Raw genomic sequence first — 25,524 nt, 5'->3', positions numbered from 1 at the left:
CGGACCAACGATGTGTTTGAGCCATGTTTTGACATGACGGTCGACATAGTTAGTTATGAGAAGCATAGCCAGTGCAAAGCCCTGCGCAAGGCCACTAGTCGGCCAGTATCTGGCACTTTTTGCACAAGAATCGGTTCAGCGCGGGGCGTTGTATCGGGGGATGGCCATCGCGAGCAGGCTCACTCCTACATTTGATCTGCGATGTTCACACGATCAAATGTAGGAGTAAGCCTGCTCGCGATAGCAATAGTCGTCGCACTAACAAAACATCAGGAAAAATCTACAAACCTGCACTCACCTTGGTCGCCACCTCAGCAGGCACCCAAGGCTTCCAGATCTGCGGCTGATCACGCAAGAACGCCTGCGCCACCACCCTCGGCTGCAAACGTTTTTCACTCATCCCCGCCAAAGTCTGGTTCAACAGATCAATCGGCAAATCGACTTTCTCGAAGAACGCCACCAACTCAGGATACTGCGCCTTGAACGGTGCCGAGACACCAATCGCCAGGCTCGCCGGCATCGAACGGGTGCCCTTGGGGTTCGGGTTGTTAGCATCGGCCAGGGTCTTCCAGGCCTCGGCATCGAACGGCGGCTCCTCCAGTTTGACCAGTTTGAACCGGCCGAGCAGCGGCGTCGGTGACCAGTAGTAGAACAGCACCGGTTTACCGCGTTTGATCGACGAGGCCACCTCGGCATCCAGCGCCGCGCCGGAACCGGTGCGGAAGTTGACGAAACTTTCGTTCAGCGCATAGGCCTTGAGCTTCTGACTGTTGACGATCTCCGAAGTCCAACCGGTCGGGCTGTTGAGGAAACGCCCGCGAGTCGGATCTTCCGGGTCGCGGAACACGTCTTTGTAGCGCGGCAGATCGGCCACCGACTTCAACTCCGGCGCCAACGCTTTGATGCCCCGCCCGGGGTCGCCCTTGATCACATACTCCGGCACCCACCAGCCTTCGGTGGCGCCTTTTACCGTATCGCCCAAGCCAAATACCTTGCCCTCGGCGGCCGCCTTGACCCACGCCGGACTGCGCCCGGCCCATTCTTCGCCGATCACCTGGATATCGTTTTTCGCCAGCGCGGCCTCAAGGCTGACCGTGCTGCCGGGCAACGTGTCGGTCGGGTAGCCGTAGCCTTTTTCAACGATCAGGCGCAGCACTTCGGTGATGAAACTGCCGCTCTCCCAAGTGATGTCGCCGAAGTGGATCGGCGCGGTTTTCTCCGTCGCCGAGACAGCGCCAACACTCAGGCTCAGTGCCAGCAGCGATGTGCCGAGCAGGGTTTTGATCGCTCTCATGCGTACCTCTTGTCTGTCAGGAATGGATTGGCGCTGTGGCGCTCGCACAGTGCTTGGGAACGGTTCATGTAGACGCTGACCGAACGCTGGGAGATGCCCAGTTCGGCGGCGATTTGCGGGTAGGTCAGGCCGTCGATGCGCGCGAGCAGAAACGCTGTGCGAACCTTGCCGGGCAAGCGCTGCAAGCTGTGATCGAGGCGGTTGAGGGTCTGCGAAAGGTGAACGCGGTCTTCAGGCGAGGCGGCGTAATCAACGTCGATTTGCTGGCGATGGCGACGCTCCAGATCACCGCGCCGCCAGCACTGATAAAGCAAGCGTTGGGCGATGGTCGTCAGCAGGGCGCGAGGTTCGCGAATGGCCCTTAGCGACGGTGCTTCGAGTAACTGCACGAAGGTTTCTGCGGCGATGTCTTCAATACTGGCGGCGTCATGCAGATGACGACGCAGATAACTACAGAGCCAGCGATAGTGGGCGCGAAACAGGCCGTCCACGGTGTGATGATGGGAAAGGTCGGCGCCGGACATAGGGGCTCCTGGGTTAGGGGTCGCTGAATGTCCGGTGTTCCGGTGGCGCGATCGTAGCAAGGCGCCTTATTCTTTAATAATACTTAAATTTCATTTTTATATTCTATTAAAGAATAAAAAACCAAAAGATCGCAGCCTTCGGCAGCTCCTACACCGATCCCCGTAGGAGCTGCCGAAGGCTGCGATCTTTTAGCGCAAGCGGCTATAACCGAGTTCTTCAGCCTCGCGCTGATAATCGAGCAGGATCTGATAATCGCTCTCGCTAGCCGCAAGCACCTCAGGCAATCCCAATGTCTGCACGACATCAGGGAGTTCGCGCAAGGCTTCATTCATTACCTGTCGGAGCTGCTCGATCTGCTCATCCGTAGCGCTACCGACCGTAATGAACGGTAAGGTCGGGCTCAACGCACTGCGCGCGATCACTCGCAAGGCGTTGACCTCTTCCGGCGCATATTGCGCGAGATAGGCATAGGTTACGCTGTCGATAGCCGCCAGATCGGCGCGGTTTTCCCGCAGCAAGCGCAGACTTTCCCGATGACCGCCGCTGACCTCGACTGTGGCGAAGAACCGGCCACTTTGCTGCAACGGCGCCAGACGCTGACGCAGCAGGTTCATGCCACTGTTGGAGTCCTCACTGTTGATTACCCCGCGACTGTCGCGCAACTCCGCCAGGGTTTTGCGTGGGTCGTCAGCGCGACCGAGGATCAGGCTGCAATGATTGCCGGCGCTGGCGTCGGGGAGTTCGTAGCGTGGGCGGCCGACGATGCGCACTTGTCCGCGCAATGCAGTCATCAGCGGATAGCCGCAGGTTTGTGTGAGCAGTAGATCGGGGGATAACCAGAGTTCTGGCAGTGACAGGCCCTCAGCGCTCAGACGAGTGTGGCCAAGTTGCTTGAGAATGCGCGCAATCCAGCGTTCATTGGCCGCGCGGATTGGCTCGGGGGCGATGTACATCAGGAGTTCGGTGTGGTGTTGGGTCATACATTTTTTCCCGGTAAACACAAATCCAATGTAGGAGTGAGCCTGCTCGCGATAGCGGTGCATCAGTGACATCTTCAGTGCCTGAGACACCGCTATCGCGAGCAGGCTCACTCCTACAGGGGGTTGTGGTGTTCTTGGGTCAGTGGAAGGGATGTTGCGGACTGTCGATCGGCTTGAAGCCATTGCGTCGCCAGAACTCGCCATACCCTTGCACCAGAAACCCGCCACTGCGCGCGATCCACTGCTCGCGATGCGTCCGGTAGACCTTGGGCAAGTCGTACCACGCAAGCTTGGGCAAATCGTGATGCACCAGATGAAAATTCAGATTCAGAAACAACCAGCGCCACGGCCAAGCCGCTTCGTTCAACACCGTGCGCTGTTCCGGTTGCGCATGCGGGCGATGTTCATGATAGGAACGGATCATCGCAATCGACAGCGCCGGCACGCTGATCAGCAGCAGGTAATGCCAGACCGGCAGCACACTGAAACGGGCAATGAACCACAGCATCAATAATGTGAACGCAGCATGCGTCAGCCACATCAACCAAGCCTGGCGCTCGCCATTCTTCAGTCGCATCAATTCTTCTTTGACCAGCGCCATCAATGCCAACGGCGCTCCGATCACGAAGCGGCCAAGGACGGTTTTGTTCAGCCAATGCAAACTGCGTTCGAACAGCGAACTGCCCTGCCAGCGTGCTGCCGTCAGGTAACGGCTTTCCGGATCGACGCCGGGCACGGTCAGACCCTCATCGCGGTGATGCAGCAAATGACTGTCGCGATACAACGTGTACGGATACCAGACCGCGAACGGCGCATAGCCAAGGATTTTGTTGACGAGGGTCCAGCGCGTCGGATGTCCGTGAAGCAGTTCGTGCTGTACCGACAACCACAGCACCAGCAGCGGGATCAGCAGCAATGTGCTCAAGCCACGACCGAGCCACTGACTATTGAGAACAATGGCGAACCAGCCGCCATAGACGCCGATCAGCAACAGCCAGGTTGGCCATTCAGTGCGGGCGGTAAAGCGTTGGCGCAGGGTTTCGATCTGTTGACGATGGGCGGCGTCGAAGTAATGGGGCATGGCGTTGCTCGGAACGGGGATCGTCCCCTTCTGTGCAACGACGCTATGCAATCTTGCAGATTATTTTCGGGTGCAGGCAGGAGCCCGAGAGCCGGGCTCCGGAAAGGCTTGATCAATGGCCGAAGATGTCGACTTTCTTGGCTTTCTTCTCCGCGCGCTTTTCAATCGCGGTCTTGGCCGGTTTCTTCTTCGCGGCTTTCTTTGAATCCATACCTTTGGACATGATGCGTACTCCACTCACAGGGGATGTGAGGTCAGGTATACACCTATCCAGAGCCGTGCGTTCTTTTATAATCGGCGCTTTGCCCACCGACAGTCCGATCCCATGCCCGACACCCAATACAGCCTGCTCGACGAGTCGTTATGGCCGTTGATGAACAAGTTTTACCGCAGCCATCAATCGTCGATGAAAGCTGTTCGCGAGGCACAATTGTGGGTCGCTCGGCGGGGAGAGATTGTCGCCGCGCTGTGCTTGCGGCCGGTTGCGGGCGGGCATTGGTTGACCGGGTTATTCGTTGATCCGGGGTGCCGGGATCAGGGGATTGCGGCGCATTTGATGGCGGCTGCGGTGAAGGGTGTCAGCGAGCCGGTGTGGCTGTTCTGTCATCCGGATCTGCGGGAGTTTTATGAACGACGCGGGTTCACGTTCGACCCGGCGCTGCCTCAGGCGATGGCGGAGCGTTTGAGCCGGTATGCGCGGAGCAAGCCGATGATTGCGATGGAACGCAAGCCTTCAATCTGACGCGAATCCTTGTAGGAGTGAGCCTGCTCGCGATAGCGGTGTGTCAGTCACCGAAAATGTCACTGACACACCGCTATCGCGAGCAGGCTCACTCCTACAGGGGGGTTGTGGTGTTCTCGGGGATCAATCGTCAGCGGTGGGATCGAGATCCGGGAACATCACTTCGGTAAAACCGAACTTGCTGAAATCGGTGATGCGCGACGGATACAACCGGCCGATCAAGTGATCGCATTCATGCTGCACCACCCGCGCGTGAAAACCCGAAGCCACACGCACAATCGGCTCGCCCTTCGGATCAAATCCTTCATAGCGAATCTGCTGATAACGATCCACCGCGCCACGCAAACCCGGCACCGACAAACAGCCCTCAAAGCCTTCTTCCGTCAACGGACTCAACGGCGTGATCAGCGGATTGATCAGGATTGTCTGCGGCACCGCTTCAGCGTCCGGGTAACGTTCGCTGTGTTCGAAACCAAAGATCACCAGTTGCAGATCGACACCGATCTGCGGCGCAGCCAGGCCAACGCCACCGACGCTTTCCATGGTCTGGAACATATCGTCGATCAGTTGCCACAGCTCGGGGCTGTCGAACATCTCGGCCGGCACCGGCGGCGCTATGCGCAGCAGGCGCTCGTCGCCCATTTTCAGAATTTCACGGATCATGATCAGACTTCGTCAGTGTCCGGCTTGAGCGAGTGATCGCGCCCCAGGCCCGAGACGTGTTGTTTGGGATGCTCATCGAGTTCGCCGGGGACTTTTTCACCCGCGTCCTTGCCCTCGCTGGACATGTGCTCGATCACCGCATTCATCTCCGCGCCGAGCAGCAACACCGCAGCGGAAATGTAGAAATACAGCAACAGCACGATGATGGCGCCGATGCTGCCATACATCGCGTTGTAGTTGGCGAAGGTTTTCACATAAAACGCGAAACCCAACGAAGCGATGATCCACACCACCACGGCCAGTACCGAGCCCGGGGTGATGAAGCGGAACTCCTGTTTGACGTCGGGCATGACGTAGTAGATCAATGCCACCGCAACCATCATCAGAATCACGATTACTGGCCAGCGCGCGATGGTCCACACGGTGACGATGAAGTCTTCCAGCCCAACCTGCGCGGCGATCCAGCCCATCACCTGCGGCCCGAGCACCATCAGTGCGGCAGCCACCAGCAGCATGCCGGCGATGCCAACGGTGTAGAAAATCGACAGCGGGAAACGTTTCCAGATCGGCCGCCCTTCGACCACATCGTACGCGGCGTTCATCGCGCTCATCATCAACCGCACACCCGCGGACGCGGTATAGAGGGCAATCACGATACCGACCGAGAGCAGGCCGCCCTTGGACTGCTGCAACTGGTCGATTACCGGGTTGACCTGCTCCAGCGCCTGCGGCGGCAAGACCAGTTCCGACTGCAGGCGCAGCCAGGAGAAGAAGTCCGGCAGGTGCAGGAAACCGATCAGCGCGATCAGGAACAGAATGAACGGGAACAGCGAGAACAGCATCTGGTAGGCCAGTGCCGAGGCGTAGGTCGACATCTCGTCGTCGACGAACTCAGTGACCGTACGCACCATCACCCGGTGCAGGGGCAGACCTTTCATGTCTGGAAATATCATTCGCGTCTCCTTTCGCCGCAGAACAGGTTGAAGTCGTGGCGACTCAGGGGCCGTTTTTTACATCACGGTAGCTTGTTTGGCGAACCTTGATGGGTGTCAGCAGGATTTCGACACAAAAACGGCCATCCTTGGATGGCCGCTCATGTATTTCGTTCAAGGCTGAATTACGCCTTGTCGACGCCTTTTTTGACAGCGTCTTTGGCTTTGCCTACAGCCTGCTGGGCTTCACCTTTTTTCTCTTGAATCTTGCCCTCGGCTTGCAGCTTGCTGTTGTCGGTAGCTTTACCGACGCCTTGCTTGACGTTGCCGACTGCTTCGTTGGCCATGCCTTTTACTTTATCGCCTGTGCTACTCATGGTATTTCTCCGCGATGCATGAAGGGGGAAAAGTCAGTACGTAATGATTGACTGGCCGGATTTGCGCCAAGTTTCATTTATTTTCATCGGCTCATTTCGTCGCGGCGAGCAGGTTGGGCTTTATGTTTGCAGACAATGCCCCGAGAATGCGCAGCATAGGGGCGCCATGCGCCTGAGACCGATCCCGCAGGAATGTTATGAAACTCGATAAAAAGCAGGCCATCGCCCGTCGCAACCAGGAACTGGGCGGCGCTGTGCTCGGCACCAACAACTGCCACTTCGCCGAACTGAACCGTAACCGCAACATCTGGTGGTTCGATCTGCCGGTGTCGCGTCTGGCGATTGGTCAGTACGAGTGGATTCACCTGCTGATGCACACGCCGGCGACCGACGAACTGCTGCACCTGAAAGTGCCGACGGTGTTTTTGCGTGAAAAGCTCGAAGGGCTGGTGATTCGCAATGAAGGCAAACGCAAAGCGGCGTTGAGCCTGGAATTGAGTGCGGACAAGGATTCGTATCTGCAGGACATGCGTCCGTCGGGCACCAACGTGAATTTCGCGCCGTTCCGTCAATAGCCCTCACCCTAACCCTCTCCAGAGGGAGAGGGGACTGACTGAGGTGTTTGGGCGAGCTACACCGACTTGAAATATCGAGTCGAACTCAGGTTTTGAACTGCACGCGATAGGCTCCCTCTCCCTCGGGAGAGGGCTGGGGTGAGGGGCAGGCTCAGCGCATAACCCAAGCCCTGCCTCGCACCAACAAAAAGCCCCGCTGATGCGGGGCTTTTTGGTTCAGGCGGCGGACTTGGCCTTGATCTTCTTCAGTTCTTCGTCGCGCAGCTCACGACGCAGAATCTTGCCGACGTTGGTGGTCGGCAGCGCATCACGGAACTCCACCGAGCGCGGCACCTTGTAACCAGTGACGTTGGCACGCATGTGATCCATTACCTGCTCTTTGGTCAGGGTCACGCCTGGTTTGGCAACGATGAAAATCTTGATCGCCTCGCCCGACTTCTCGTCCGGCACGCCAATGGCCGCGCACTGCAACACGCCTGGCAGGGTTGCCAGCACGTCTTCCAGTTCGTTCGGATAGACGTTGAAACCGGAGACCAGAATCATGTCTTTCTTGCGATCAACAATGCGCATGTAGCCGTCCGGCTGGATCAACGCGATGTCGCCGGTCTTCAGCCAGCCATCGCTGTCGAGCATTTCATCGGTGGCTTCCTGACGCTGCCAGTAACCCTTCATCACTTGCGGGCCCTTGACGCACAGTTCGCCGATTTCGCCCAGCGGCTGCTCGACACCGGCATCGTCGATGACTTTGCACAGGGTCGACGGCACTGGAATGCCGATGGTGCCGATCTGGATATGCTGGATCGGGTTGACCGTGGCCACCGGACTGGTTTCGGTCATGCCGTAACCTTCGCAGATCGCACAACCGGTCACGGCTTTCCAGCGCTCGGCAGCGGCCAGTTGCAGGGCCATGCCGCCGGACAAGGTGACTTTCAGCGCGGAGAAATCCAGCTTGCGGAAAGCTTCGTTGTTGCACAGCGCCACGAACAGCGTGTTCAGCCCTACAAAACCGCTGAACTTCCACTTCGACAGTTCCTTGACCATCGCCGGCAGGTCACGCGGGTTGCTGATCAGGATGTTGTGGTTGCCGATCAGCATCATCGCCATGCAATGAAAAGTGAACGCATAGATGTGGTACAGCGGCAGCGGCGTGATCAGGATCTCGCAGCCTTCGTTGAGGTTGGAGCCCATCAGCGCCTTGCATTGCAGCATGTTGGCGACGAGGTTGCGGTGGGTCAGCATCGCGCCCTTGGCCACGCCAGTAGTGCCGCCGGTGTATTGCAGCACCGCGACATCGCCGCTGTCCGGGTTGGCTTCAGCCACAGGCTGGCCCTGGCCTTTGCTCAATACGTCGTTGAACTTGATGGCGTTCGGCAGGTGATAGGCCGGGACCATTTTCTTCACGTATTTGATGACGCTGTTGATCAGCAGGCGCTTGATCGGCGGCAGCAGGTCGGCGACTTCGGTGACGATGACGTGTTTGACGCCGGTTTTCGGCACCACGGCCTCAGCCAGATGCGCCATGTTTGCCAGGCAAACCAGGGCCTTGGCACCGGAATCGTTGAATTGGTGCTCCATTTCCCGCGCGGTATAGAGCGGGTTGGTATTGACCACGATCAGCCCCGCGCGGATCGCGCCGAAGACGGCCACCGGGTACTGCAGAACGTTGGGCAATTGCACGGCGATTCGATCACCGGGCTGCAAGTCGGTATGCTGTTGCAGATACGCGGCAAACGCACCGGACAATTCGTACAGTTCACCGTAGGTGATTGTCTTGCCCAGGTTGCTGAAAGCCGGTTTGTTGGCGAAGCGTTGGCAGGATTGCTTCAACACTGCCTGAATGTTCGGATACTCGTCTGGATTGATGTCGGCAGCAATTCCAGCCGGGTATTTATCCTTCCAAAAGTCTTCGATCATGGAAGCCCACTCCTCAGCAACGCGAATTCTTCACCGCATTTGATGCGATTATTATTGGTGTGTGTTTTGTATTGGTGAATCTGGCTTTCAGATAGGCCGAGAAGTCACAAAGCGCGCCGAGAGTAGCAGCTTTGCCGAGGGTCGACCAGAGCCAAAAGCGGCCCATACAGTCATATTTATGACTCAAGACTTGCCAACAGTCATTTTAGAGCAAAAATCCTATATCACCTTGAAAGCCCCGGTTTTCGTGGACTTAAAGCAAAAGATCGCAGCCTTCGGCAGCGCCTACAGGAAATGCATTCCAAGGTAGGAGCTGCCGCAGGCTGCGATCTTTTCGCTGCTGTCGGTTAAGCGATATCGCGTAACTCCCTCCGCAGAATCTTGCCGACCGGCGTCATCGGCAACGACTCACGCAACACAATGTGTTTCGGCACTTTGTACGCGGTGAAATTTTCTTTGCAGTAGGCCTTGAGCTCTTCAAGGCTGACACCGGTTTCCCGCGCTACCACAAACAGCTTCACTGCCTCGCCCGAGCGCTCGTCCGGCACGCCGATCACCGCGCAGTTGGCGACCTTCGGGTGAGCCATGACCACGTCTTCAATCTCGTTCGGGTACACATTGAAACCGGAGACGATGATCATGTCCTTCTTGCGATCGACGATGCGTACAAACCCGTCCGGATCGATCACCGCGATGTCGCCCGATTTGAACCAGCCTTCGCCATCCAGCACTTCAGCGGTGGCTTCAGGTTTGTTCCAGTAGCCCTTCATGATCTGCGGGCCTTTGATGCACAACTCGCCCCGCTCGCCCATCGGCTGCTCGACGCCGTCATCGTTGATGACTTTGAGCAACGTGCCCGGCACTGGCAGGCCGACGGTACCGAGGCGCGATTGATCGCCATACGGGTTGGTGCAGGCCACTGGCGAGGTTTCGGTCAGGCCGTAACCTTCGGTAATGCGGCAACCGGTCATCTGCTCCCAACGCTCGGCGGTGGCTTTGACCAGCGCGGTGCCGCCGGAGTTGGTGAGTTTCAGGCTGGAGAAATCCAGGGTCTTGAAATCCGGGTGTTCCATCAATGCGACGAACAAGGTGTTCAAACCCAACAGAGCCGAGAAGCGCCAGTTCTTCAGTTCCTTGATGAAACCGGCAATGTCGCGCGGGTTGGTGATCAGCACGTTGTGGTTGCCGGAGACCATCATGCACATGCAATTCGCGGTGAAGGCATAGATGTGGTACAGCGGCAGCGGCGCGACCATCACTTCCTGGCCTTCGCGCAACAAAGGCTGACCGTCCGGGCCGAGCTGTGCCAGACAGGCACGCACTTGCTGCATGTTCGCTACCAGATTGCCGTGGGTCAGCATCGCGCCCTTGGCCAGGCCGGTAGTGCCGCCGGTGTATTGCAGCACGGCGATGTCGTCGAGGCTGACCTTCAACGGCTTGATGCCCAGACCCCGCCCCATGCGCAGCGCACTCTTGAAGGAGATGGCCTGCGGCAGCGAATAGTCCGGGACCATTTTCTTCACTTTGCTGACCACGGTGTTGACCAGCCAGCCCTTGGCGGTGGGCATCAGGTCGCCCATCTTCGCTTCGATCAGGTACTGGATGTCGGTGTCGGCCAGTACTTCCTGGACTTTCTGGCCAAACATGTTCAGGTACACCAACGCCCGTGCGCCGGAATCCTTGAACTGATGGCGCATCTCCCGCGCGGTATACAGCGGGTTGGTGTTGACCACGATCAGCCCGGCGCGCAACGCGCCGAACACAGCGATCGGGTAATGCAGGACGTTGGGCATCTGCACGGCAATGCGATCGCCCGGCACCAGATCGGTATGCGCTTGCAGGTAACCGGCAAAGGCTGCGCTCTGGCGCTCAAGTTCAGCGTAGGTCAGGGTCACGCCCATGTTGCTGAACGCCGGGCGATCCGCGAACTTCTTGCAGGAACGCTCGAACACCTCGATCACCGACTTGAACTCACCCATGTCGATGTCCAGCGGCACGCCGGCCGGGCGCTTGTCGTTCCAGAAATCAGGTTGCATTGTTCTTGTCCTCTTTACCTGAGCCGATCCGGGGCCGCTTTCTGTCATTTCTGAAAAAGCGGAGCTTCACGGACACTAGCAGTTATGGCCATTCAGGCAAATATGAGCAAAGCCGTCATTAATCGTGTGAATCTTCCTGCCGTGGCGTGGGCTGATCAGACGCGCTATACAATGATCCGACTCTTGAGCAAAGGAATCGCCATGACCCACGACACCCTGTGGCTGGACGCGAGTGACCGCAGCCGCCTGTTCGTCAACCAATGGCTGCCCGCCGCGCCGTTGAAAGCGGTGATCCTGCTGGCCCATGGCATGGCCGAACACAGCGGTCGTTATGCCCGTCTGGCCGACACGTTTTGCGACAAAGGATATGGCGTATATGCCCCGGATCTGCGGGGACATGGCAGAACTGCCGATCAGGGCACCGTCGGCCATTTCGCCGATGATGACGGTTGGTGCAAAGTCCTTGGCGATCTGGCCAGCCTCAATCAATACATTGGCCAGCAACACCCCGGCGTGCCGATCATCCTGCTCGGCCACAGCATGGGCAGCTATCTTGCCCAAGGCTATTTACTGCACCACAGCGCCAGCCTGACCGGGGCGATTCTCAGTGGCTCGAATTTCCAGCCGGTGGCCTTGTATGGTGCCGCGCGGCAGATCGCCCGCCTGGAAAAACTGCGTCAAGGCGGCAAGGGCCGCAGTGCACTGATCGAGTGGCTGTCGTTCGGCTCGTTCAACAAACAATTCAAACCGGTGCGCACACCGTTCGACTGGCTGAGCCGCGATCCGACCGAAGTCGACAAATACGCCGCTGACCCGCTCTGCGGCTTTCGCTGTACCAATCAGCTATGGATCGACCTGCTCGGTGGCTTGCAGCAAATCAGCAAAGCGTCCAATCTCGCGCAGATCGACCCGGGCCTGCCATTGCTGGTGATCGGCGGTGAATGTGATCCGGTGAGTGACGGCAAGCGTCTGACAGATCTGGCCAATGCCTTATGCACAGCCGGCAGCCAGAACCTGCAATTGAAAATCTACCCGCAGGCCCGGCACGAATTGTTCAACGAAACCAATCGCGATGAAGTGATCGCCGATGTGCTGGCCTGGATCGACCAAGCGCTGAGCCATCCGCGACCTCAGCGCAGTGAATGATTTTTTGTGGATTTATTTAATCCGTCACAGGAACCGAAATCGATGACCCAGGTTACCAACATCCCTTACGAAGCCCTCGAAGTCGGCCAGACTGCGAGCTACAGCAAGACTGTCGAAGAGCGCGACATTCAGCTGTTCGCCGCGATGTCCGGCGACCACAACCCGGTGCACCTGGACGCAGAGTTCGCGGCAGCCAGCATGTTCAAGGAGCGTATCGCTCACGGCATGTTCAGTGGCGCCTTGATCAGCGCCGCGGTGGCCTGTGAACTGCCTGGGCCGGGCACAATTTACATCGGCCAGCAGATGAGCTTTCAGAAACCGGTGAAGATCGGTGACACGCTGACAGTGCGCCTGGAAATTCTCGAGAAACTGCCGAAGTTTCGCGTGCGCATTGCCACTCGCGTGTTCAACCAACGTGATGAGTTGGTAGTGGACGGCGAGGCTGAGATTCTGGCGCCGCGTAAGCAACAGACTGTAACGCTGCCGACGTTGCCGGCCATCAGCATTGGCTGATTGAAAAGATCGCAGCCTTCGGCAGCTCCTACAGGGGAATGCCTTCACTGTAGGAGCTGCCGCAGGCTGCGATCTTTTGCTTCAAAACACTCATAAAAAAACGCCAGACTAGCTGGCGTTTTTTGTAACCGGCGTACGCTTACGAGCGTGCGCGAGCCTGGTTACGCAGGGCTTTCACTTGGTCATGGTTGCGTTGCACGCCATGGTATTGGCGCTCAACCAGGTCACGAATGCCCACCAGGTTGTGCTTGTTGATTTTTTCGATGGCTTCACGATAAGCCTTCAGCGCATGGTCTTCACCGCGCTCGGCTTCGTTCAGCACAGCCTCCTCATCCTTGCCGGTGAACATGGCTTTGACGTCGACCCAACGACGGTGCAGATCACCGCTGACGCTGGTAGAGGTCTCCGGATCGCCGCCCAGTTTGCGAACTTCGGCTTGCAGCTCAGCTGCAGCAGTGGCGCAGTCGGCAGAGCGAGTGACAAACAGGGTTTTCAGTTCTGGGTGCTTGATGTCTTCGGCGCAAGTCTTGAACCCTTCCTGACCGTCCTTGCAGGTTTCAATCAGGTCATTGAGTACAGAGATGGCTTCTTTATTCATGTCGGTCATTTTTCAATTCCTTGCGATCGGTGGAAGATGCAAGGGATATTGCAGTGTGCGTGCCAGTTTTTTTGTAAGATAAATATCGTTATAAATCAACAAGTTAAATATAAATGAACTATCTATATCGCGGTTATTTGCATGATCTGTCATTTGGCCTGCATGCAGAATGCCTGTATTTTCCAGTTTGATTTGAAGCCAGACGAAAACCGCAATGAATCCCGAAAAACTCGAACTGCTGATCACCCGCGAAATGCCCTTCGGCAAATACAAGGGCCGGATCATTGCCGACCTGCCGGGGCCTTACCTCAACTGGTTTGCCCGCGAAGGTTTTCCCCATGGTGAACTCGGCGGCCTGCTGGCGCTGATGCAGGAGATCGACCACAACGGCTTGTCTGACTTGCTCGAACCGCTACGCGCCAAACATGGCAAACCTGCCCCGCGCCACTGAAGCGCCCTCCTCTATAGAGCCAGCCGCCATGCCCGATAACACCCGCCGCGCCCGTGACGAAGCCTTCTGGCAGACGTTCGCCGACCGTTACGATGTTCAACCCGGACCTGTGAACCTGGAAAACGGTTACTTCGGGCGTATGTCGCGTACGGTGATCGAGGAGTATCAGCGCAATATCGAGCTGATCAATACCAGCAACTCGGTGTATGTGCGCCAGCGCTTTGAGCAGCACGACAATCTAGACATCCGCGCGCAGTTGGCAGAACAGATGGGCGTACGCGCACAGAGCGTGGCCTTCACCCGCAATGCCACCGAAGGCCTGCAATCGCTGATCCGCAATTACAACCGCCTGCAACCGGGCGACCAGTTGCTGATCTGCGACCTTGAGTACGACACGGTCAAGGGCGCCATGCGCTGGCTGGCCAGACATCGCGGCGTCGAGATCATCGAGATTTCGCATGCACACCCGGCGAGCTTCGACAGCCTGCTGGAAACTTACCGCGAAACCTTTATTCGCCATCCGAAACTGAAACTGATGGCCCTGACACACGTTACCCATCGCACCGGCCTGGTGATGCCGGTACAAACCATTGCCGCGCTGGCCAGGGAGCATGGGGTCGACATCATTCTTGATGGTGCCCACGCCCTCGGTCAGATCGAGTTCGACTTCGATGCCCTCGGCATCGCGTTCGCCGGTTACAACCTGCACAAATGGATCGGTGCGCCGCTGACGCTTGGCTTCATCTATATTGCCCCACAGCGTCTGGCTGACATCGATCCGGACATGGGCGAGATGCACTATCCGGTCAATGACATCCGAGCGCGCACGTCCTACAGCACTCCCAACATTCCGGCATTGATGACACTGCCGCTGGTATTCGAGGAGCATCGTTCACTCGGCGGCGCAGCGGCAAAAGGTGCCCGCCTGAACTACCTGCGCAACCTGTGGGTCAGCGCCGTGCGGCATTTACCGGGTATTGAAGTGATGACGCCCGACGATCCGCGATTGTATTGCGGGATCACGGCGTTGCGCTTCACTCGTCACGACGACCAACAGGCCATGGCGGAGCATTTGCTCAATGACTTCAATCTGTTCACGGTGGTTCGCAATGGCGCGGCGTGCGGGCCTTGCATCCGCATTACACCGGGGCTGACCACCACCGCTGGCGACATGCAACTGCTGACCCGCGCGCTGAACGAGTTACGTTGATGGCTTAAACGGTGAATTTGTCGAAGTCCTCGGGTTTGATCTGCGACGACACAGCGAAGGTATCGATACCGATCGTCAGTTGGCCGAAAAAACCATCCTCATGAGTATCGCGACCGATCGGCCACACTGTCAGCGTCGAGGCTTCGCCCTGCATGTCGGCGTAATAGCTGTCCTCGGCATTGTTCAGTACCTTCGCCGAGCGTCCGCGATAGGCTTTGGCATTGAGTACCGAGCGCGAAACGACCTCGGGGAAATACAACTGGCCAACCCAGGCCACATTGCGTGCTTCGAGAAATTCGCTGCCGGCAACGATGCGCACCGCCATATGAATATGCAGTGCGCGACCGGCGTAAAACCCCGGATAAATCGTCGTGAAGCGCACGCGGCCCTTGGGATCACAAAACTGGCTGCCGCGCAGGTAGGTGTCATCATGGTACGCGGGATTGAACCGATGGCCTCGGCATCGACTTCAAGATCCGGATTGATCCGGCTCCAGCCCGAATACGCGCCGCGCGCATTGCAATGCCAGATATCCACCAGCGCGCCACTGACCGGCTCACCGGTCATTGCATCAACGATGGTCAGGCGCAGCAGCAGCGGCAAGCCTTCTGCACCCTCGCTGATGTTGCGGCGCAGCAATTTCGGGTTGCGAAAGTACGGTCCGGCGATTTGCTCGGGGGCCAGTTGATACACTTGGTTCGTTGAGGATGCTGCAGAGTCTTGGGCCATGACGCGTTCTCTCTTCCATAAGATGAACGCAGATTAGCGCCAGGCAAAAGCCTGTGTGCGGTAACTATGTATCGCGTCGTAACTTTTGCAGGAGTTGCCGAAGGCAGCGATCTTTTGCCGTTGGCTTTTGCGCGGGCAAAAAAAAACGGTGCACCGACCAAGCGCACCGTAAAGCCGTAGAACACACAACGAAGTGTCTGGTAACAATCAGTCCAGCAGCGCCAGTGCCTCGGCGGTGCATTCCTGAATACGGGCCCAGTCGCCGTTCTTGATCCACTCTGGATCAAGCATCCAGCTACCGCCCACGCACATGACGTTTTTCAGCGCCATGTAGCTCTTGATATTGGCCGGGCCGACGCCGCCAGTCGGGCAGAATTTCACTTCACCGAACGGGCCGCCGAGGGCTTTGATTGCCGCCACGCCACCGCTGACTTCCGCCGGGAACAACTTGAAGCGGCGATAACCCAGGCCATAGCCTTCCATGATGCCGGAGGCGTTGCTGATGCCCGGCAACAGCGGAATCGGGCTGTCGACACTGGCTTCGAGCAAATCACGGGTGATGCCCGGGGTGACGATGAATTGCGAGCCGGCAGCTTCGGCAGCCGCGAGCATGTTGCGATCGAGCACGGTGCCGGCACCGGTCATCAGTTCCGGACGCTGGTCGCGCAGGATCTGAATGGCCTTGAGGCCGAACTGCGAACGCAGGGTCACTTCCAGCGCGGTCAGACCACCGGCAGCCAGGGCGTCGGCCAATGGCAGCACGTCCTGTTCGCGAGCGATGGTGATCACCGGCAGGATCCGCGCCTTGGCGCAGAGGCTGTCGATCAGGGCAACTTTGTCCGCCATGGACACGGTCGGGGATGGGGTTGTCATAGCGGCTGTTCCTTGGCTCATGGGCACCAGTAAATCTCTAACGTAGGTTGCAGAAACGCGCGCACCGGCATGGCGGCGACGTCATCGGATGCCAGCGCGGCATTCAGGGTGGTCAGTTTCGACTGACCGGAAATCGACAGAATCTTGTGCTTGGCCGAGGCCAGCAGCGCACGGCTCATGGTCAGGCGCTGACGCGGCACGCTCGGCGCCAGCATCGGCCAGCAACGGCGTGCGCCATCGACTTGCAAGGCTTCGGCGAGGTTCGGGCTGTCGGGGAACAGCGACGCGGTGTGGCCGTCATCGCCCATGCCCAGCACCAGCACGTCAATCGGCGGCAGTTCGGCGAGCAAGCGGTCAGCCTGTTCGGCGGCCTGCTCGACGCTGGCCGCAGCGCTGTAAAGGCTGAGGAATTGCGCTTTCGCCGCCGGGCCTTTGAGCAGGTATTGCTTGAGCAGGCCGGCATTGCTGTCGGCGTGTTCAACCGGTACCCAGCGCTCATCGGCAAGGGTCACGACGACCTTCGACCAGTCCAGGTCCTGCTTGGCCAAATGCTGGAAAAACGCCACCGGGCTACGACCGCCCGACACCACCAGCACCGCGTTGCCGCGTGCAGCAATGGCCTCGCTCAATTGCTTGGCAACGTTCAGCGCCAGACCTTCGGCCAACAGCACCGGACTCTTGAATTCGTGAGCGTTCACGCCCGCAGGCAGTTGCACATCAGATATCGCCATACCACGACCTCCCGTCCCGCGTGATCAATGCAATGGAGCTCATCGGCCCCCACGACCCGGCCGCATACGGCTTGGGCGCGTCACCGGATTTTTTCCATCCGGCGATCAGCTGGTCACACCAGTTCCACGCGGCTTCGATTTCATCTTTACGGACAAACAGGTTCTGATTGCCGTTCATCACTTCCAGCAACAACCGCTCGTAGGCATCGGGAATCCGCGCGCTACGCCAGGTGTCGGAGAAATTCAGTTGCAGCGGCCCGCTGCGCAGTTGCATGCCTTTGTCCAGGCCCTGCTCTTTGGTCATCACACGCAAGGAAATGCCTTCGTCCGGCTGCAGGCGGATGATCAGTTTGTTGCTGATCTGCAAGCGCTGCTCGGGGGCGAAGATGTAGTGCGACGGTTCCTTGAAGTGGATGACGATCTGCGACAGTTTCTGCGGCATGCGCTTGCCGGTACGCAGGTAGAACGGCACGCCGGCCCAGCGCCAGTTGCGGATGTCGGCACGCAGGGCGACGAAGGTTTCGGTGTCGCTCTGGGTGTTGGAATTCGGTTCTTCGAGGTAACCCGGTACCGATTTGCCTTCGCTGTGGCCGGCGATGTACTGGCCGCGCACCACTTGCGTGGTCAGGCCTTCCGGACTGATTGGCGCCAGCGCCTTGAGCACTTTTACTTTCTCGTCACGGATGCTGTCGGCGGACAGGTCGGCCGGCGGATCCATGGCAATCAGGCAGAGCAGCTGCAGCAGGTGATTCTGGATCATGTCGCGCAGTTGGCCGGCCTTGTCGAAGTAGCCCCAACGGCCTTCGATGCCGACCTTCTCGGCGACGGTGATTTCCACGTGGGAGATGTAATTCTGGTTCCACTGGGTTTCGAACAGGCTGTTGGCGAAACGCAGGGCGATCAGGTTCTGAACGGTTTCTTTGCCCAGGTAATGGTCGATGCGGTAGGTGCGGTTCTCCGGGAAGAACTGCGCCACGGCGTCGTTCACTTTGCGCGACGATTCGAGGTCGGAACCAATCGGTTTTTCCAGCACCACGCGAGTGTTTTCAGCCAGACCGACTTTCGCCAGGTTCTCGCAGATCGCCCCGTACACCGCCGCCGGAGTGGCGAAGTAGGCAATCATGCGTTGCGTGCTGCCGGCCAGTTCGGCCAGCGCCACATAATCTTCAGATCTGAGGAAGTCGACGTGCAGGTAGGTCAGCCGTGCGAGAAAGCGCTCGGCGACGGCCTCGTCCAGCTCTTTGCCTACATAACGGCGCAGTTCGGCGGCGATGAATGCCAGGTGCTGCTGCTCGGAACCTTCTTCACGGGCCAGCGCGATGATGCGCGTGTCCTCGTGCAACAAGTCGGCGCCATCGAGGTGATAAAGGGCAGGAAACAGCTTGCGCAGGGCCAGATCGCCAAGCGCGCCGAACAAGGCAAAGGTGCACGGTTCAACCGTAATCGAAGGCATGATGTTTGTTCTTTTATCAAGTTAAGCTACAAATACCTTTTTTCAAGGCATCACTCAAGGGAAAATGTAGTAATAACCACAACATTTTCGCAAAATACAGATTCCGAGTGGTGGTCGCTCGGACGCATCAGTAGGATAGGCCACCGTTACGGGCCATATCAAAGGCCCAATTTGCATAGCCCGGCGCACCTTTGCGCAGGTGAATTAGGAATTCCATATGGACCGCGTGCGAAATTTACTGGAACAGATCCAGAGTCGCCTTGAAGACCTGAACAAGGCCGAACGCAAAGTCGCCGAGGTGATCCTGCTCAACCCGCAGCAGGCCACCCGCTTCAGCATCGCCGCCCTCGCCCAGGCAGCCTCGGTGAGCGAACCGACGGTCAACCGTTTCTGCCGTTCGTTCGGTGTCAGCGGCTACCCGGAACTCAAGCTGCAACTGGCGCAGAGCCTGGCCAGTGGCGCGGCGTATGTCAGCCGCGCGGTCGAGGCTGATGACAATCCCGAGGCGTACACGCAGAAGATTTTCGGCAGCGCCATTGCGTCGCTGGACAGCGCTTGCCAGGCGCTCGATCCGAACCTGATCAGCCGCGCCGTCGACCTGTTGATTCAGGCGCGGCAGATCCACTTCTTCGGCCTCGGCGCTTCGGCACCGGTGGCGCTGGATGCGCAGCACAAGTTCTTCCGCTTCAACCTCGCGGTCACCGCGCATGCCGATGTGCTGATGCAACGGATGATTGCGTCGGTGGCGCACACCGGTGAGCTGTTCGTGATCATTTCCTACACCGGCCGCACCCGTGAGCTGGTCGAGGTTGCGCGTATCGCTCGCGAGAACGGGGCTTCGGTGCTGGGACTGACGGCGGAGAATTCGCCGCTGGCCAAGGCGAGTACCTTGAGCCTGAATATTCCGTTGCCGGAAGACACCGACATTTATATGCCGATGACGTCGCGGATCATTCAGTTGACGGTGCTGGATGTGTTGGCGACGGGGATGACCTTGCGTCGCGGGGTGGATTTCCAGCCGCATTTGCGCAAGATCAAAGAGAGCTTGAATGCCAGCCGGTATCCGGTGGGTGACGAGTTCAACTGATCTCTGACGGCTGATCGTTCCCACGCTCTGCGTGGGAATGCCTCAAGGGACGCTCCGCGTTCCAGCTCCGAAAGGGACGCAGAGCGTCCCGGGCTGCATTCCCACGCAGAGCGTGGGAACGATCAAGCCGCCGACCACGCCTGCAAACTCAAATGCGCCTTCTCCCCCGGCGCCAGATGCAGACTGTCGGTCCCACCCGCCGCCGCTTCCACGCAGACAAACTCGGAAATCTCATCCCACGACACGCCCAACAGCGGCCGCGCGCCCGGATGCCACACCACCGTGTCGGCGCTGTCCCCGGTATCGATGCACAACTCACGCTGCCAGGCGTGATCTTTCAGCTGCAATTCGCCGTCATGCTGGAACACCCGCTGGCAACCGCCATCCACCCGCAACTCGCCTTCCTGCTGGCAAACCTGGCGGTTCAACTGGTCATAACCCTGCGCCCCTTCGAGCCCAGACAGCGCTATCTCACCGACATCGCCAATACGCCAGTAAGCGTGCAAAGCCTGGCTCAACTGGCACGGCATGTCGTCCTGATGCTCAGTGCTCAGGCGTAACTCCATGCGTTCGCCAAGGTGTGCGTGCAGGTCAACCTGCCAGTCGCACAACTGCAATTGCCAGTGCAGGCGCACGCCGTCTTCGGCGCTGCTGCTGTCGAGCAACTTCCAGTCGAGCAACCTTGCCCAGCCATGGGACGGCCATGCGTTTTCGCTCGGATGACGGCCATACCACGGCCAGCACACCGGCACACCACCACGGATCGCGCCGACATGCGGCCACTTCGCAGCACACCACAACCACGGTTTTTGCCCGCGCGGCTGAAAGTGCAGCAACTGCGCACCCTGACGACTGAACACCGCCTGACACAGCGGATGATCGATCACCAACACGTCGCGCATCTGATAGCGCTCCCAGGCGAACACCGGTTGCTCACGCAGGGATTTGAAGAAGCGTTGTAGCGGATGCTCATGCATTTGCCACGATCCTGAAATCGACTTTCACCGGGCGGCGCCAGCCCCAAAAAAAAGCGGACAGCCTTGGCTGTCCGCAAATATGCGCACATAGAGAGGAGCTTATCGCAGACGCGTTAGAACGTAGACTGAATTTTCAGGCCAGCGACCAAAGCGTTGTCCACTTCATCCACACCACCCGGGTGAGTGATGTATTGCAGGTTAGGACGTACGGTCAGCCAGTTGGTGACGTGGAAGCCGTAGTTGATCTCGTAGTTGTATTCGGTTTCACGAATCGGCGAGAACACCGGGTTGTCGTAATCCGAAACACCGTTGGAAACGTTCAGCAACTCGGCGTTTTTCTTCACGTCGTCGTTGACGTGGATACGCGCCGCACCGATACCGACGTCATCTTTCGGACGCGCGTCGAACGGGCCCTTGTAGACGAACATCACCGACTGGTAGTTATCGATGAAGTTGGTGTCTTTGTCGTGGAAGGTCGCGTTGGCGGCGATGTTCAGACCGCGCGAGGCATCACCGTTGTGGCTGGTGAGTTGCTGTTGCGCCACGAACCAGTAGCCGCTTTTGCTGCTGTGGGACTTGTAAGCGTCGCCAGTGGTGGCTGCGTCGAAACCATTGACGTCTTCGCGAACGTCGTCGGCATCCGCCGTGCTCTTGTAGTAACCGACGCGGTATTCGCCCGGCAGGCTGTTGACCTTCGGCGACCAGACCAACTCCACCGGCAACACAGTACCTTTGGTGCCGCTGCCGCTGAGTTTGAAGCCGTTGCCGTGTTCCAGCTGCGACGGGTTCTGGTTGTACGCGCCGATTTGCGCGTAGAGCTCGTCGTTGATGTTGTACTTCACACGGATCGCGGCCTGGCTGACTGGCCAGTTGTACCAGATGTTGGTCGCCCAGTTACCCACTTGGGAGCCGCAGAACGCGAGGTTCTGGAAGTCGCACGGGAAGGTGTTGAAGTCTTCGCCTTCACCGAAGTAACCGGCCTTGACGTCGAGTTTGTTGTCGAAGAACTGGTGCTGAATCCACAACTGGGTCAGACGCACCATGTGGCCACGACCGTAGACTTCTTGCGAAGAACTCAAGGTGCCGGCACGCGGATCGCCAACGCGGTCGTTGGAGATGTTGTAGCCGTTACGGTTGGTCAGCTGGATTTTTGCCTGAGTGTTATCCCAGCCCCACAGCTTTTGCAGATCGAGAGCCACGCCCAGACCGAACTGGTCAGCGTAACGCGCGGTCTTGTCGTCGTTGTAGCCACCGTTCAGGTTGCCACCGACTTCCCCAACGTAGTCAGCCTTGATGTCGATACCCTGCTCGATCAGCTTGGTACGCTCGCCACCCCAGTCGCCGGTCATCCATTTCGAGTCGGAGCTGAAGGCGTCCGCCGCCATGGCGTTACCGGCCAGCACCAAGGCCGCCGCAGCTGACATTTGGCAGATCAACCGGGCATTGACGTGTTTCTTTTTCATCCCTACATCCTCGTCTTTATTGTTATTAACTGTTTTTATCTAACGCGGTTTACATAAATTGCGATGGATTACAGGCAATCCACCGCGTGCTCCTTTTGTAGGAGTGAGCCTGCTCGCGATAGCGGTTTTACATTCAACATCTCTGTCGACTGATACACCGTCATCGCGAGCAGGCTCACTCCTACATCGATCTTCAGCGGCCTTTGAATTGCGCCACGTTCGCAGACCGCGCATCGGTCTGCGGTTGACCGGCAGTGCCGAGGCGCTCACCGGTGTTGGCATCGAACAACAACACTTTCGACGGATCGAACTGCAGCGTCAGGCTCTCGCCCACCTGCGGTGCCACGTCCGGCGCCAGACGGCAGCAGACCTTGGTTTCATTGAGGTTGACGAACACCAGCGTGTCCGGACCGGTCGGCTCGGTGACCTGCACTTCAGCACGAATGCTCGGCAGAACATTGCCCTCGCCGTTCGCCAACACGATTTGTTCCGGGCGCAGGCCGAGGATCACTTCGCGATCTTCGAGACCGGCGTCCTGCATGCTCATCGGCAATTCACAACGGGCCTGGCCGCTGTCGAGCAGCGCCAACAAACGACCGTCCTTGCGTTGCAGACGCAGCGGGATGAAGTTCATCGGCGGCGAACCGATGAAGCTCGCCACGAACAGGTTGGCCGGGTTGTTGTAGATGTCTTTCGGCGTGCCGAACTGCTGAATGATGCCGTCCTTCATCACCGCAACCTTGTCGCCCAGAGTCATCGCTTCGATCTGGTCGTGGGTCACGTAGACCGTGGTGGTTTTCAGGCGCTGGTGCATCAACTTCATTTCGGTACGCATCTCGACGCGCAGCTTGGCGTCGAGGTTGGACAGCGGTTCGTCGAACAGATAGATCTTCGGCCGACGCGCCAGTGCGCGCCCCATCGCCACACGCTGTTGCTGACCGCCGGAAAGCTGGCCCGGTTTGCGATTGAGCAGGTGTTCGATCTGCAGCAGCTTGGCCACGCGCGCGACTTCTTCGTCGATCGCCGCCTGAGGCATCTTGCGAATCTTCAGACCGAACTCAATGTTCTCGCGCACGCTCATGGTCGGGTACAGCGCGTAGGACTGGAACACCATGGCGATGTCGCGATCCTTCGGGCTCATGCCGCTGACGTCTTGATCGCCGATCATGATCGCGCCGCCGGTGATGGTTTCAAGGCCGGCGATGCAGTTCATCAACGTCGATTTGCCGCAGCCCGACGGGCCGACGAGGATCAGGAACTCACCGTCCTTGATCGACAGTTCGATGTTCTTCAGGGTGTCCGGCAGGCCGGCACCGTAGGTCTTGTTTACGTTGCGAAGTTCGAGCGTTGCCATGATTACCCCTTGACTGCGCCGGCCGTCAGCCCGCGCACGAAATACTTGCCTGCGACCACATAGACCAGCAGGGTCGGCAGGCCGGCGATCATCGCCGCTGCCATATCAACGTTGTATTCCTTGGCGCCTGTGCTGGTGTTGACCAGGTTGTTCAGCGCCACCGTGATCGGTTGCGAATCACCGCTGGAGAACACCACACCGAACAGGAAGTCGTTCCAGATCTGGGTGAACTGCCAGATCAGGCAGACCATGATGATCGGCGTCGACATCGGCAGAATGATGCGCCGGAAAATCGTGAAGAACCCCGCGCCATCCAGACGTGCGGCTTTCACCAGCGCATCCGGAATGCTCACGTAGTAGTTACGGAAGAACAGCGTGGTGAACGCCAGACCGTAAACCACATGGATAAACACCAGGCCGGTGGTGGTGCTCGCCAGGCCCATCTTGCCGAGGGTGAACGAGGCCGGCAGCAGCACGGTCTGGAACGGCAGGAAGCAGCCGAACAACAGCAGACCGAAGAACAACTGCGAACCACGGAAGCGCCAGAACGACAGCACATAACCGTTCAACGCGCCGATGGCGGTGGAGATGATCACGGCCGGAACGGTGATCTTGATCGAGTTCCAGAAGTAACCGTCAACCGTGGCCCAGGCCTTGACCCAGCCGATGCCGCTGACCACGGTCGGCCAGCTCAGCAGGTTGCCGCTGCTGATGTCTTCCGGGGTCTTGAAGCTGGTCAGCAACATCACCACCAGCGGTACCAGATAAAGCAGTACAGCGAGGATCAGCACTGCGTAGATCGCGATGCGACTCAGGCTGATAGCAGGTTTGGCAGCGAGACTAGTCATTGCGCTTGGTCCTCAGCTCGGAATACAGGTAAGGCACGATGATCGCGAGGATCGCACCGAGCATCAGAATCGCACTGGCCGAGCCCATGCCCATCTGGCCGCGACTGAAGGTGAAGGAGTACATGAACATCGCGGGCAGGTCGGAGGAATAACCCGGACCACCGGCGGTCATCGCCGCGACCAGGTCGAAGCTCTTGATCGCGATGTGCGCGAGGATCATCACCGCACTGAAGAACACCGGACGCAGGCTTGGCAGCACCACTTTCCAGTAGATCGTCGGCATGCTCGCGCCATCGATCTGCGCGGCGCGGATGATCGATTGATCAACGCCACGCAGGCCGGCGAGGAACATCGCCATGATGAAGCCCGAGGCTTGCCACACAGCGGCGATCACCAGGCAGTAAACCACGCGATCCGGGTCGATCAGCCAGTCGAGACGGAAGCCTTCCCAGCCCCAGTCACGCAACAATTTGTCCAGGCCCATGCCCGGGTTGAGCAGCCATTTCCACGCGGTACCGGTGACGATCATCGAGAGCGCCATCGGGTACAGGTAAATGGTGCGGATAAAGCCTTCGCGACGAATGCGCTGGTCGAGGAACACCGCCAGCAACACGCCGATCACCAGAGTGATGCCGATGAACATACCGCCGAACACCGCGAGGTTTTTGCTCGCGACCCACCAGCGATCGTTGTCGAACAACCGTGCGTATTGCGCCAGACCGGCCCACTTGTAGTTGGGCAGGAACGTCGAGGTAGTGAACGACAGTACGAACGTCCACAGGATGTAGCCATAGAAGCCCACCAGCACGATGAACATGCTCGGCGCCAGCACCAGTTTTGGCAGCCAGCGTTGCAATGCATCGAACGGCGAGGCCTTGCTGAACACAGCAACAGAACTCATGGGGAAATCCAGTACGAAAGAAAAGGACTACTTGGGCAACTTGTCCCCTTGTAGGAGTGAGCCTGCTCGCG

General features: G+C 58.5%; 25 protein-coding genes and 1 pseudogene. 7 read left to right on the top strand and 19 right to left on the bottom strand.

The genetic code is table 11. The features are described from left to right. Nucleotides 1-280: 280 nt before the first annotated feature. The 4 genes from ACIPIZ_RS15995 to ACIPIZ_RS15980 form a co-directional block, all read right to left on the bottom strand. Nucleotides 281-1,294, bottom strand: coding sequence for an ABC transporter substrate-binding protein (locus ACIPIZ_RS15995; RefSeq protein ID WP_150647888.1), 1,014 nt, complete (start codon nucleotides 1,292-1,294; stop codon nucleotides 281-283). Next, the gene (locus tag ACIPIZ_RS15990; protein ID WP_064389175.1) at nucleotides 1,291-1,818 is read right to left on the bottom strand and encodes a sigma-70 family RNA polymerase sigma factor; all 528 of its coding nucleotides are present in this window, start codon (nucleotides 1,816-1,818) and stop codon (nucleotides 1,291-1,293) included. Before ACIPIZ_RS15990 ends, ACIPIZ_RS15995 begins: the two co-directional genes overlap by 4 nt. 189 nt (nucleotides 1,819-2,007) lie before the next feature. Next, a complete protein-coding gene (locus tag ACIPIZ_RS15985; protein ID WP_401166031.1) occupies nucleotides 2,008-2,799 on the bottom strand; it encodes a phosphate/phosphite/phosphonate ABC transporter substrate-binding protein in 792 nt (263 codons plus the stop codon). A 139-nt stretch (nucleotides 2,800-2,938) separates the two neighbouring features. Continuing rightward, nucleotides 2,939-3,880 carry a fatty acid desaturase gene (locus ACIPIZ_RS15980; RefSeq protein WP_401166030.1) on the bottom strand — a complete coding sequence of 314 codons (942 nt, stop codon included), beginning with the start codon at nucleotides 3,878-3,880 and terminating at the stop codon, nucleotides 2,939-2,941. Nucleotides 3,881-4,205: 325 nt separating this feature from the next. On the opposite strand from ACIPIZ_RS15980, the gene ACIPIZ_RS15975 reads away from it, so the two are divergent. Continuing rightward, nucleotides 4,206-4,622 carry a GNAT family N-acetyltransferase gene (locus tag ACIPIZ_RS15975; RefSeq protein WP_401166028.1) on the top strand — a complete coding sequence of 139 codons (417 nt, stop codon included), beginning with the start codon at nucleotides 4,206-4,208 and terminating at the stop codon, nucleotides 4,620-4,622. Between the two features lie 123 nt (nucleotides 4,623-4,745). On the opposite strand, the gene def is transcribed toward ACIPIZ_RS15975, so the two are convergent. The 3 genes from def to ACIPIZ_RS15960 form a co-directional block, all read right to left on the bottom strand. Beyond that, nucleotides 4,746-5,285, bottom strand: a complete 540-nt coding sequence (gene def / locus ACIPIZ_RS15970; protein ID WP_016983685.1) for a peptide deformylase — start codon at nucleotides 5,283-5,285, stop codon at nucleotides 4,746-4,748. Nucleotides 5,286-5,287: 2 nt separating this feature from the next. Further along, on the bottom strand, nucleotides 5,288-6,238 hold the full coding sequence (locus tag ACIPIZ_RS15965; RefSeq protein ID WP_064391698.1) for a YihY/virulence factor BrkB family protein: 951 nt from the start codon (nucleotides 6,236-6,238) through the stop codon (nucleotides 5,288-5,290). Between the two features lie 164 nt (nucleotides 6,239-6,402). After that, entirely contained in the window at nucleotides 6,403-6,594 is a 192-nt protein-coding gene (locus ACIPIZ_RS15960; protein ID WP_007917841.1) for a CsbD family protein, read from the bottom strand. A gap of 197 nt (nucleotides 6,595-6,791) precedes the next feature. On the opposite strand from ACIPIZ_RS15960, the gene ACIPIZ_RS15955 reads away from it, so the two are divergent. After that, on the top strand, nucleotides 6,792-7,169 hold the full coding sequence (locus ACIPIZ_RS15955; protein ID WP_401166025.1) for a hypothetical protein: 378 nt from the start codon (nucleotides 6,792-6,794) through the stop codon (nucleotides 7,167-7,169). 216 nt (nucleotides 7,170-7,385) lie between these two features. Here the strand turns inward: ACIPIZ_RS15955 and fadD1 are convergent, their stop codons facing one another. Together fadD1 and fadD2 are read right to left on the bottom strand one after the other, a co-directional pair. Then, on the bottom strand, nucleotides 7,386-9,083 hold the full coding sequence (fadD1, locus tag ACIPIZ_RS15950) for a long-chain-fatty-acid--CoA ligase FadD1 (RefSeq protein WP_064391702.1): 1,698 nt from the start codon (nucleotides 9,081-9,083) through the stop codon (nucleotides 7,386-7,388). Nucleotides 9,084-9,430: 347 nt separating this feature from the next. After that, nucleotides 9,431-11,119: a long-chain-fatty-acid--CoA ligase FadD2 gene (gene fadD2, locus ACIPIZ_RS15945; protein ID WP_105706969.1), complete on the bottom strand. Its 1,689-nt coding sequence runs from the start codon at nucleotides 11,117-11,119 to the stop codon at nucleotides 9,431-9,433. Nucleotides 11,120-11,320: 201 nt separating this feature from the next. Here fadD2 and ACIPIZ_RS15940 point away from each other — a divergent pair, with 201 nt between their 5' ends. Both ACIPIZ_RS15940 and ACIPIZ_RS15935 read left to right on the top strand, forming a co-directional pair. Then, nucleotides 11,321-12,265 (top strand): lysophospholipase, encoded by a 945-nt coding sequence (locus tag ACIPIZ_RS15940; RefSeq protein WP_401166023.1) that lies wholly within the window; start codon nucleotides 11,321-11,323, stop codon nucleotides 12,263-12,265. Between the two features lie 42 nt (nucleotides 12,266-12,307). After that, on the top strand, nucleotides 12,308-12,778 hold the full coding sequence (locus ACIPIZ_RS15935; RefSeq protein ID WP_003227420.1) for a MaoC family dehydratase: 471 nt from the start codon (nucleotides 12,308-12,310) through the stop codon (nucleotides 12,776-12,778). Nucleotides 12,779-12,917: 139 nt separating this feature from the next. Here the strand turns inward: ACIPIZ_RS15935 and ACIPIZ_RS15930 are convergent, their stop codons facing one another. Next, the gene (locus tag ACIPIZ_RS15930) at nucleotides 12,918-13,385 is read right to left on the bottom strand and encodes a PA2169 family four-helix-bundle protein (RefSeq protein WP_064391705.1); all 468 of its coding nucleotides are present in this window, start codon (nucleotides 13,383-13,385) and stop codon (nucleotides 12,918-12,920) included. A gap of 205 nt (nucleotides 13,386-13,590) precedes the next feature. Between ACIPIZ_RS15930 and ACIPIZ_RS15925 the strand changes: the two genes are divergently transcribed. Then, the gene (locus ACIPIZ_RS15925; protein ID WP_003227425.1) at nucleotides 13,591-13,827 is read left to right on the top strand and encodes a DUF3820 family protein; all 237 of its coding nucleotides are present in this window, start codon (nucleotides 13,591-13,593) and stop codon (nucleotides 13,825-13,827) included. A gap of 28 nt (nucleotides 13,828-13,855) precedes the next feature. Next, the gene (locus ACIPIZ_RS15920) at nucleotides 13,856-15,037 is read left to right on the top strand and encodes an aminotransferase class V-fold PLP-dependent enzyme (RefSeq protein ID WP_122662839.1); all 1,182 of its coding nucleotides are present in this window, start codon (nucleotides 13,856-13,858) and stop codon (nucleotides 15,035-15,037) included. Between the two features lie 4 nt (nucleotides 15,038-15,041). On the opposite strand, the pseudogene ACIPIZ_RS15915 reads toward ACIPIZ_RS15920, so the two are convergent. From ACIPIZ_RS15915 to zwf, 4 genes and pseudogenes are all read right to left on the bottom strand, one after another. Further along, nucleotides 15,042-15,766 (bottom strand): annotated as a pseudogene (locus ACIPIZ_RS15915) (intradiol ring-cleavage dioxygenase). 207 nt (nucleotides 15,767-15,973) lie between these two features. Beyond that, the gene (locus ACIPIZ_RS15910; RefSeq protein ID WP_008082815.1) at nucleotides 15,974-16,639 is read right to left on the bottom strand and encodes a bifunctional 4-hydroxy-2-oxoglutarate aldolase/2-dehydro-3-deoxy-phosphogluconate aldolase; all 666 of its coding nucleotides are present in this window, start codon (nucleotides 16,637-16,639) and stop codon (nucleotides 15,974-15,976) included. A 17-nt stretch (nucleotides 16,640-16,656) separates the two neighbouring features. Further along, the gene (gene pgl / locus ACIPIZ_RS15905; protein ID WP_064391711.1) at nucleotides 16,657-17,370 is read right to left on the bottom strand and encodes a 6-phosphogluconolactonase; all 714 of its coding nucleotides are present in this window, start codon (nucleotides 17,368-17,370) and stop codon (nucleotides 16,657-16,659) included. Beyond that, nucleotides 17,357-18,823 (bottom strand): glucose-6-phosphate dehydrogenase, encoded by a 1,467-nt coding sequence (gene zwf, locus ACIPIZ_RS15900; protein ID WP_105706978.1) that lies wholly within the window; start codon nucleotides 18,821-18,823, stop codon nucleotides 17,357-17,359. Before zwf ends, pgl begins: the two co-directional genes overlap by 14 nt. Nucleotides 18,824-19,049: 226 nt before the next feature. Between zwf and ACIPIZ_RS15895 the strand changes: the two genes are divergently transcribed. Continuing rightward, nucleotides 19,050-19,910, top strand: coding sequence for a MurR/RpiR family transcriptional regulator (locus ACIPIZ_RS15895; RefSeq protein WP_171057240.1), 861 nt, complete (start codon nucleotides 19,050-19,052; stop codon nucleotides 19,908-19,910). Between the two features lie 122 nt (nucleotides 19,911-20,032). Here ACIPIZ_RS15895 and ACIPIZ_RS15890 read toward each other — a convergent pair whose 3' ends face one another. The 5 genes from ACIPIZ_RS15890 to ACIPIZ_RS15870 form a co-directional block, all read right to left on the bottom strand. Then, a complete protein-coding gene (locus ACIPIZ_RS15890; RefSeq protein WP_401166020.1) occupies nucleotides 20,033-20,887 on the bottom strand; it encodes a D-hexose-6-phosphate mutarotase in 855 nt (284 codons plus the stop codon). A gap of 113 nt (nucleotides 20,888-21,000) precedes the next feature. Continuing rightward, on the bottom strand, nucleotides 21,001-22,350 hold the full coding sequence (locus ACIPIZ_RS15885) for a carbohydrate porin (protein ID WP_064391717.1): 1,350 nt from the start codon (nucleotides 22,348-22,350) through the stop codon (nucleotides 21,001-21,003). 193 nt (nucleotides 22,351-22,543) lie between these two features. After that, nucleotides 22,544-23,704, bottom strand: a complete 1,161-nt coding sequence (locus tag ACIPIZ_RS15880; protein ID WP_401166018.1) for an ABC transporter ATP-binding protein — start codon at nucleotides 23,702-23,704, stop codon at nucleotides 22,544-22,546. A gap of 2 nt (nucleotides 23,705-23,706) precedes the next feature. Beyond that, on the bottom strand, nucleotides 23,707-24,552 hold the full coding sequence (locus ACIPIZ_RS15875; protein WP_064391721.1) for a carbohydrate ABC transporter permease: 846 nt from the start codon (nucleotides 24,550-24,552) through the stop codon (nucleotides 23,707-23,709). Continuing rightward, nucleotides 24,545-25,453, bottom strand: a complete 909-nt coding sequence (locus ACIPIZ_RS15870; protein WP_007917874.1) for a carbohydrate ABC transporter permease — start codon at nucleotides 25,451-25,453, stop codon at nucleotides 24,545-24,547. The genes ACIPIZ_RS15875 and ACIPIZ_RS15870 overlap by 8 nt, the downstream gene beginning before the upstream one ends. Nucleotides 25,454-25,524: the final 71 nt, after the last annotated feature.

Source organism: Pseudomonas sp. NPDC087690, from assembly GCF_044743175.1.
Taxonomy (GTDB): domain Bacteria; phylum Pseudomonadota; class Gammaproteobacteria; order Pseudomonadales; family Pseudomonadaceae; genus Aquipseudomonas.
The sequence above is the reverse complement of the archived record's forward strand: the minus strand, read 5'-3'. Positions and strand labels throughout refer to the sequence as shown.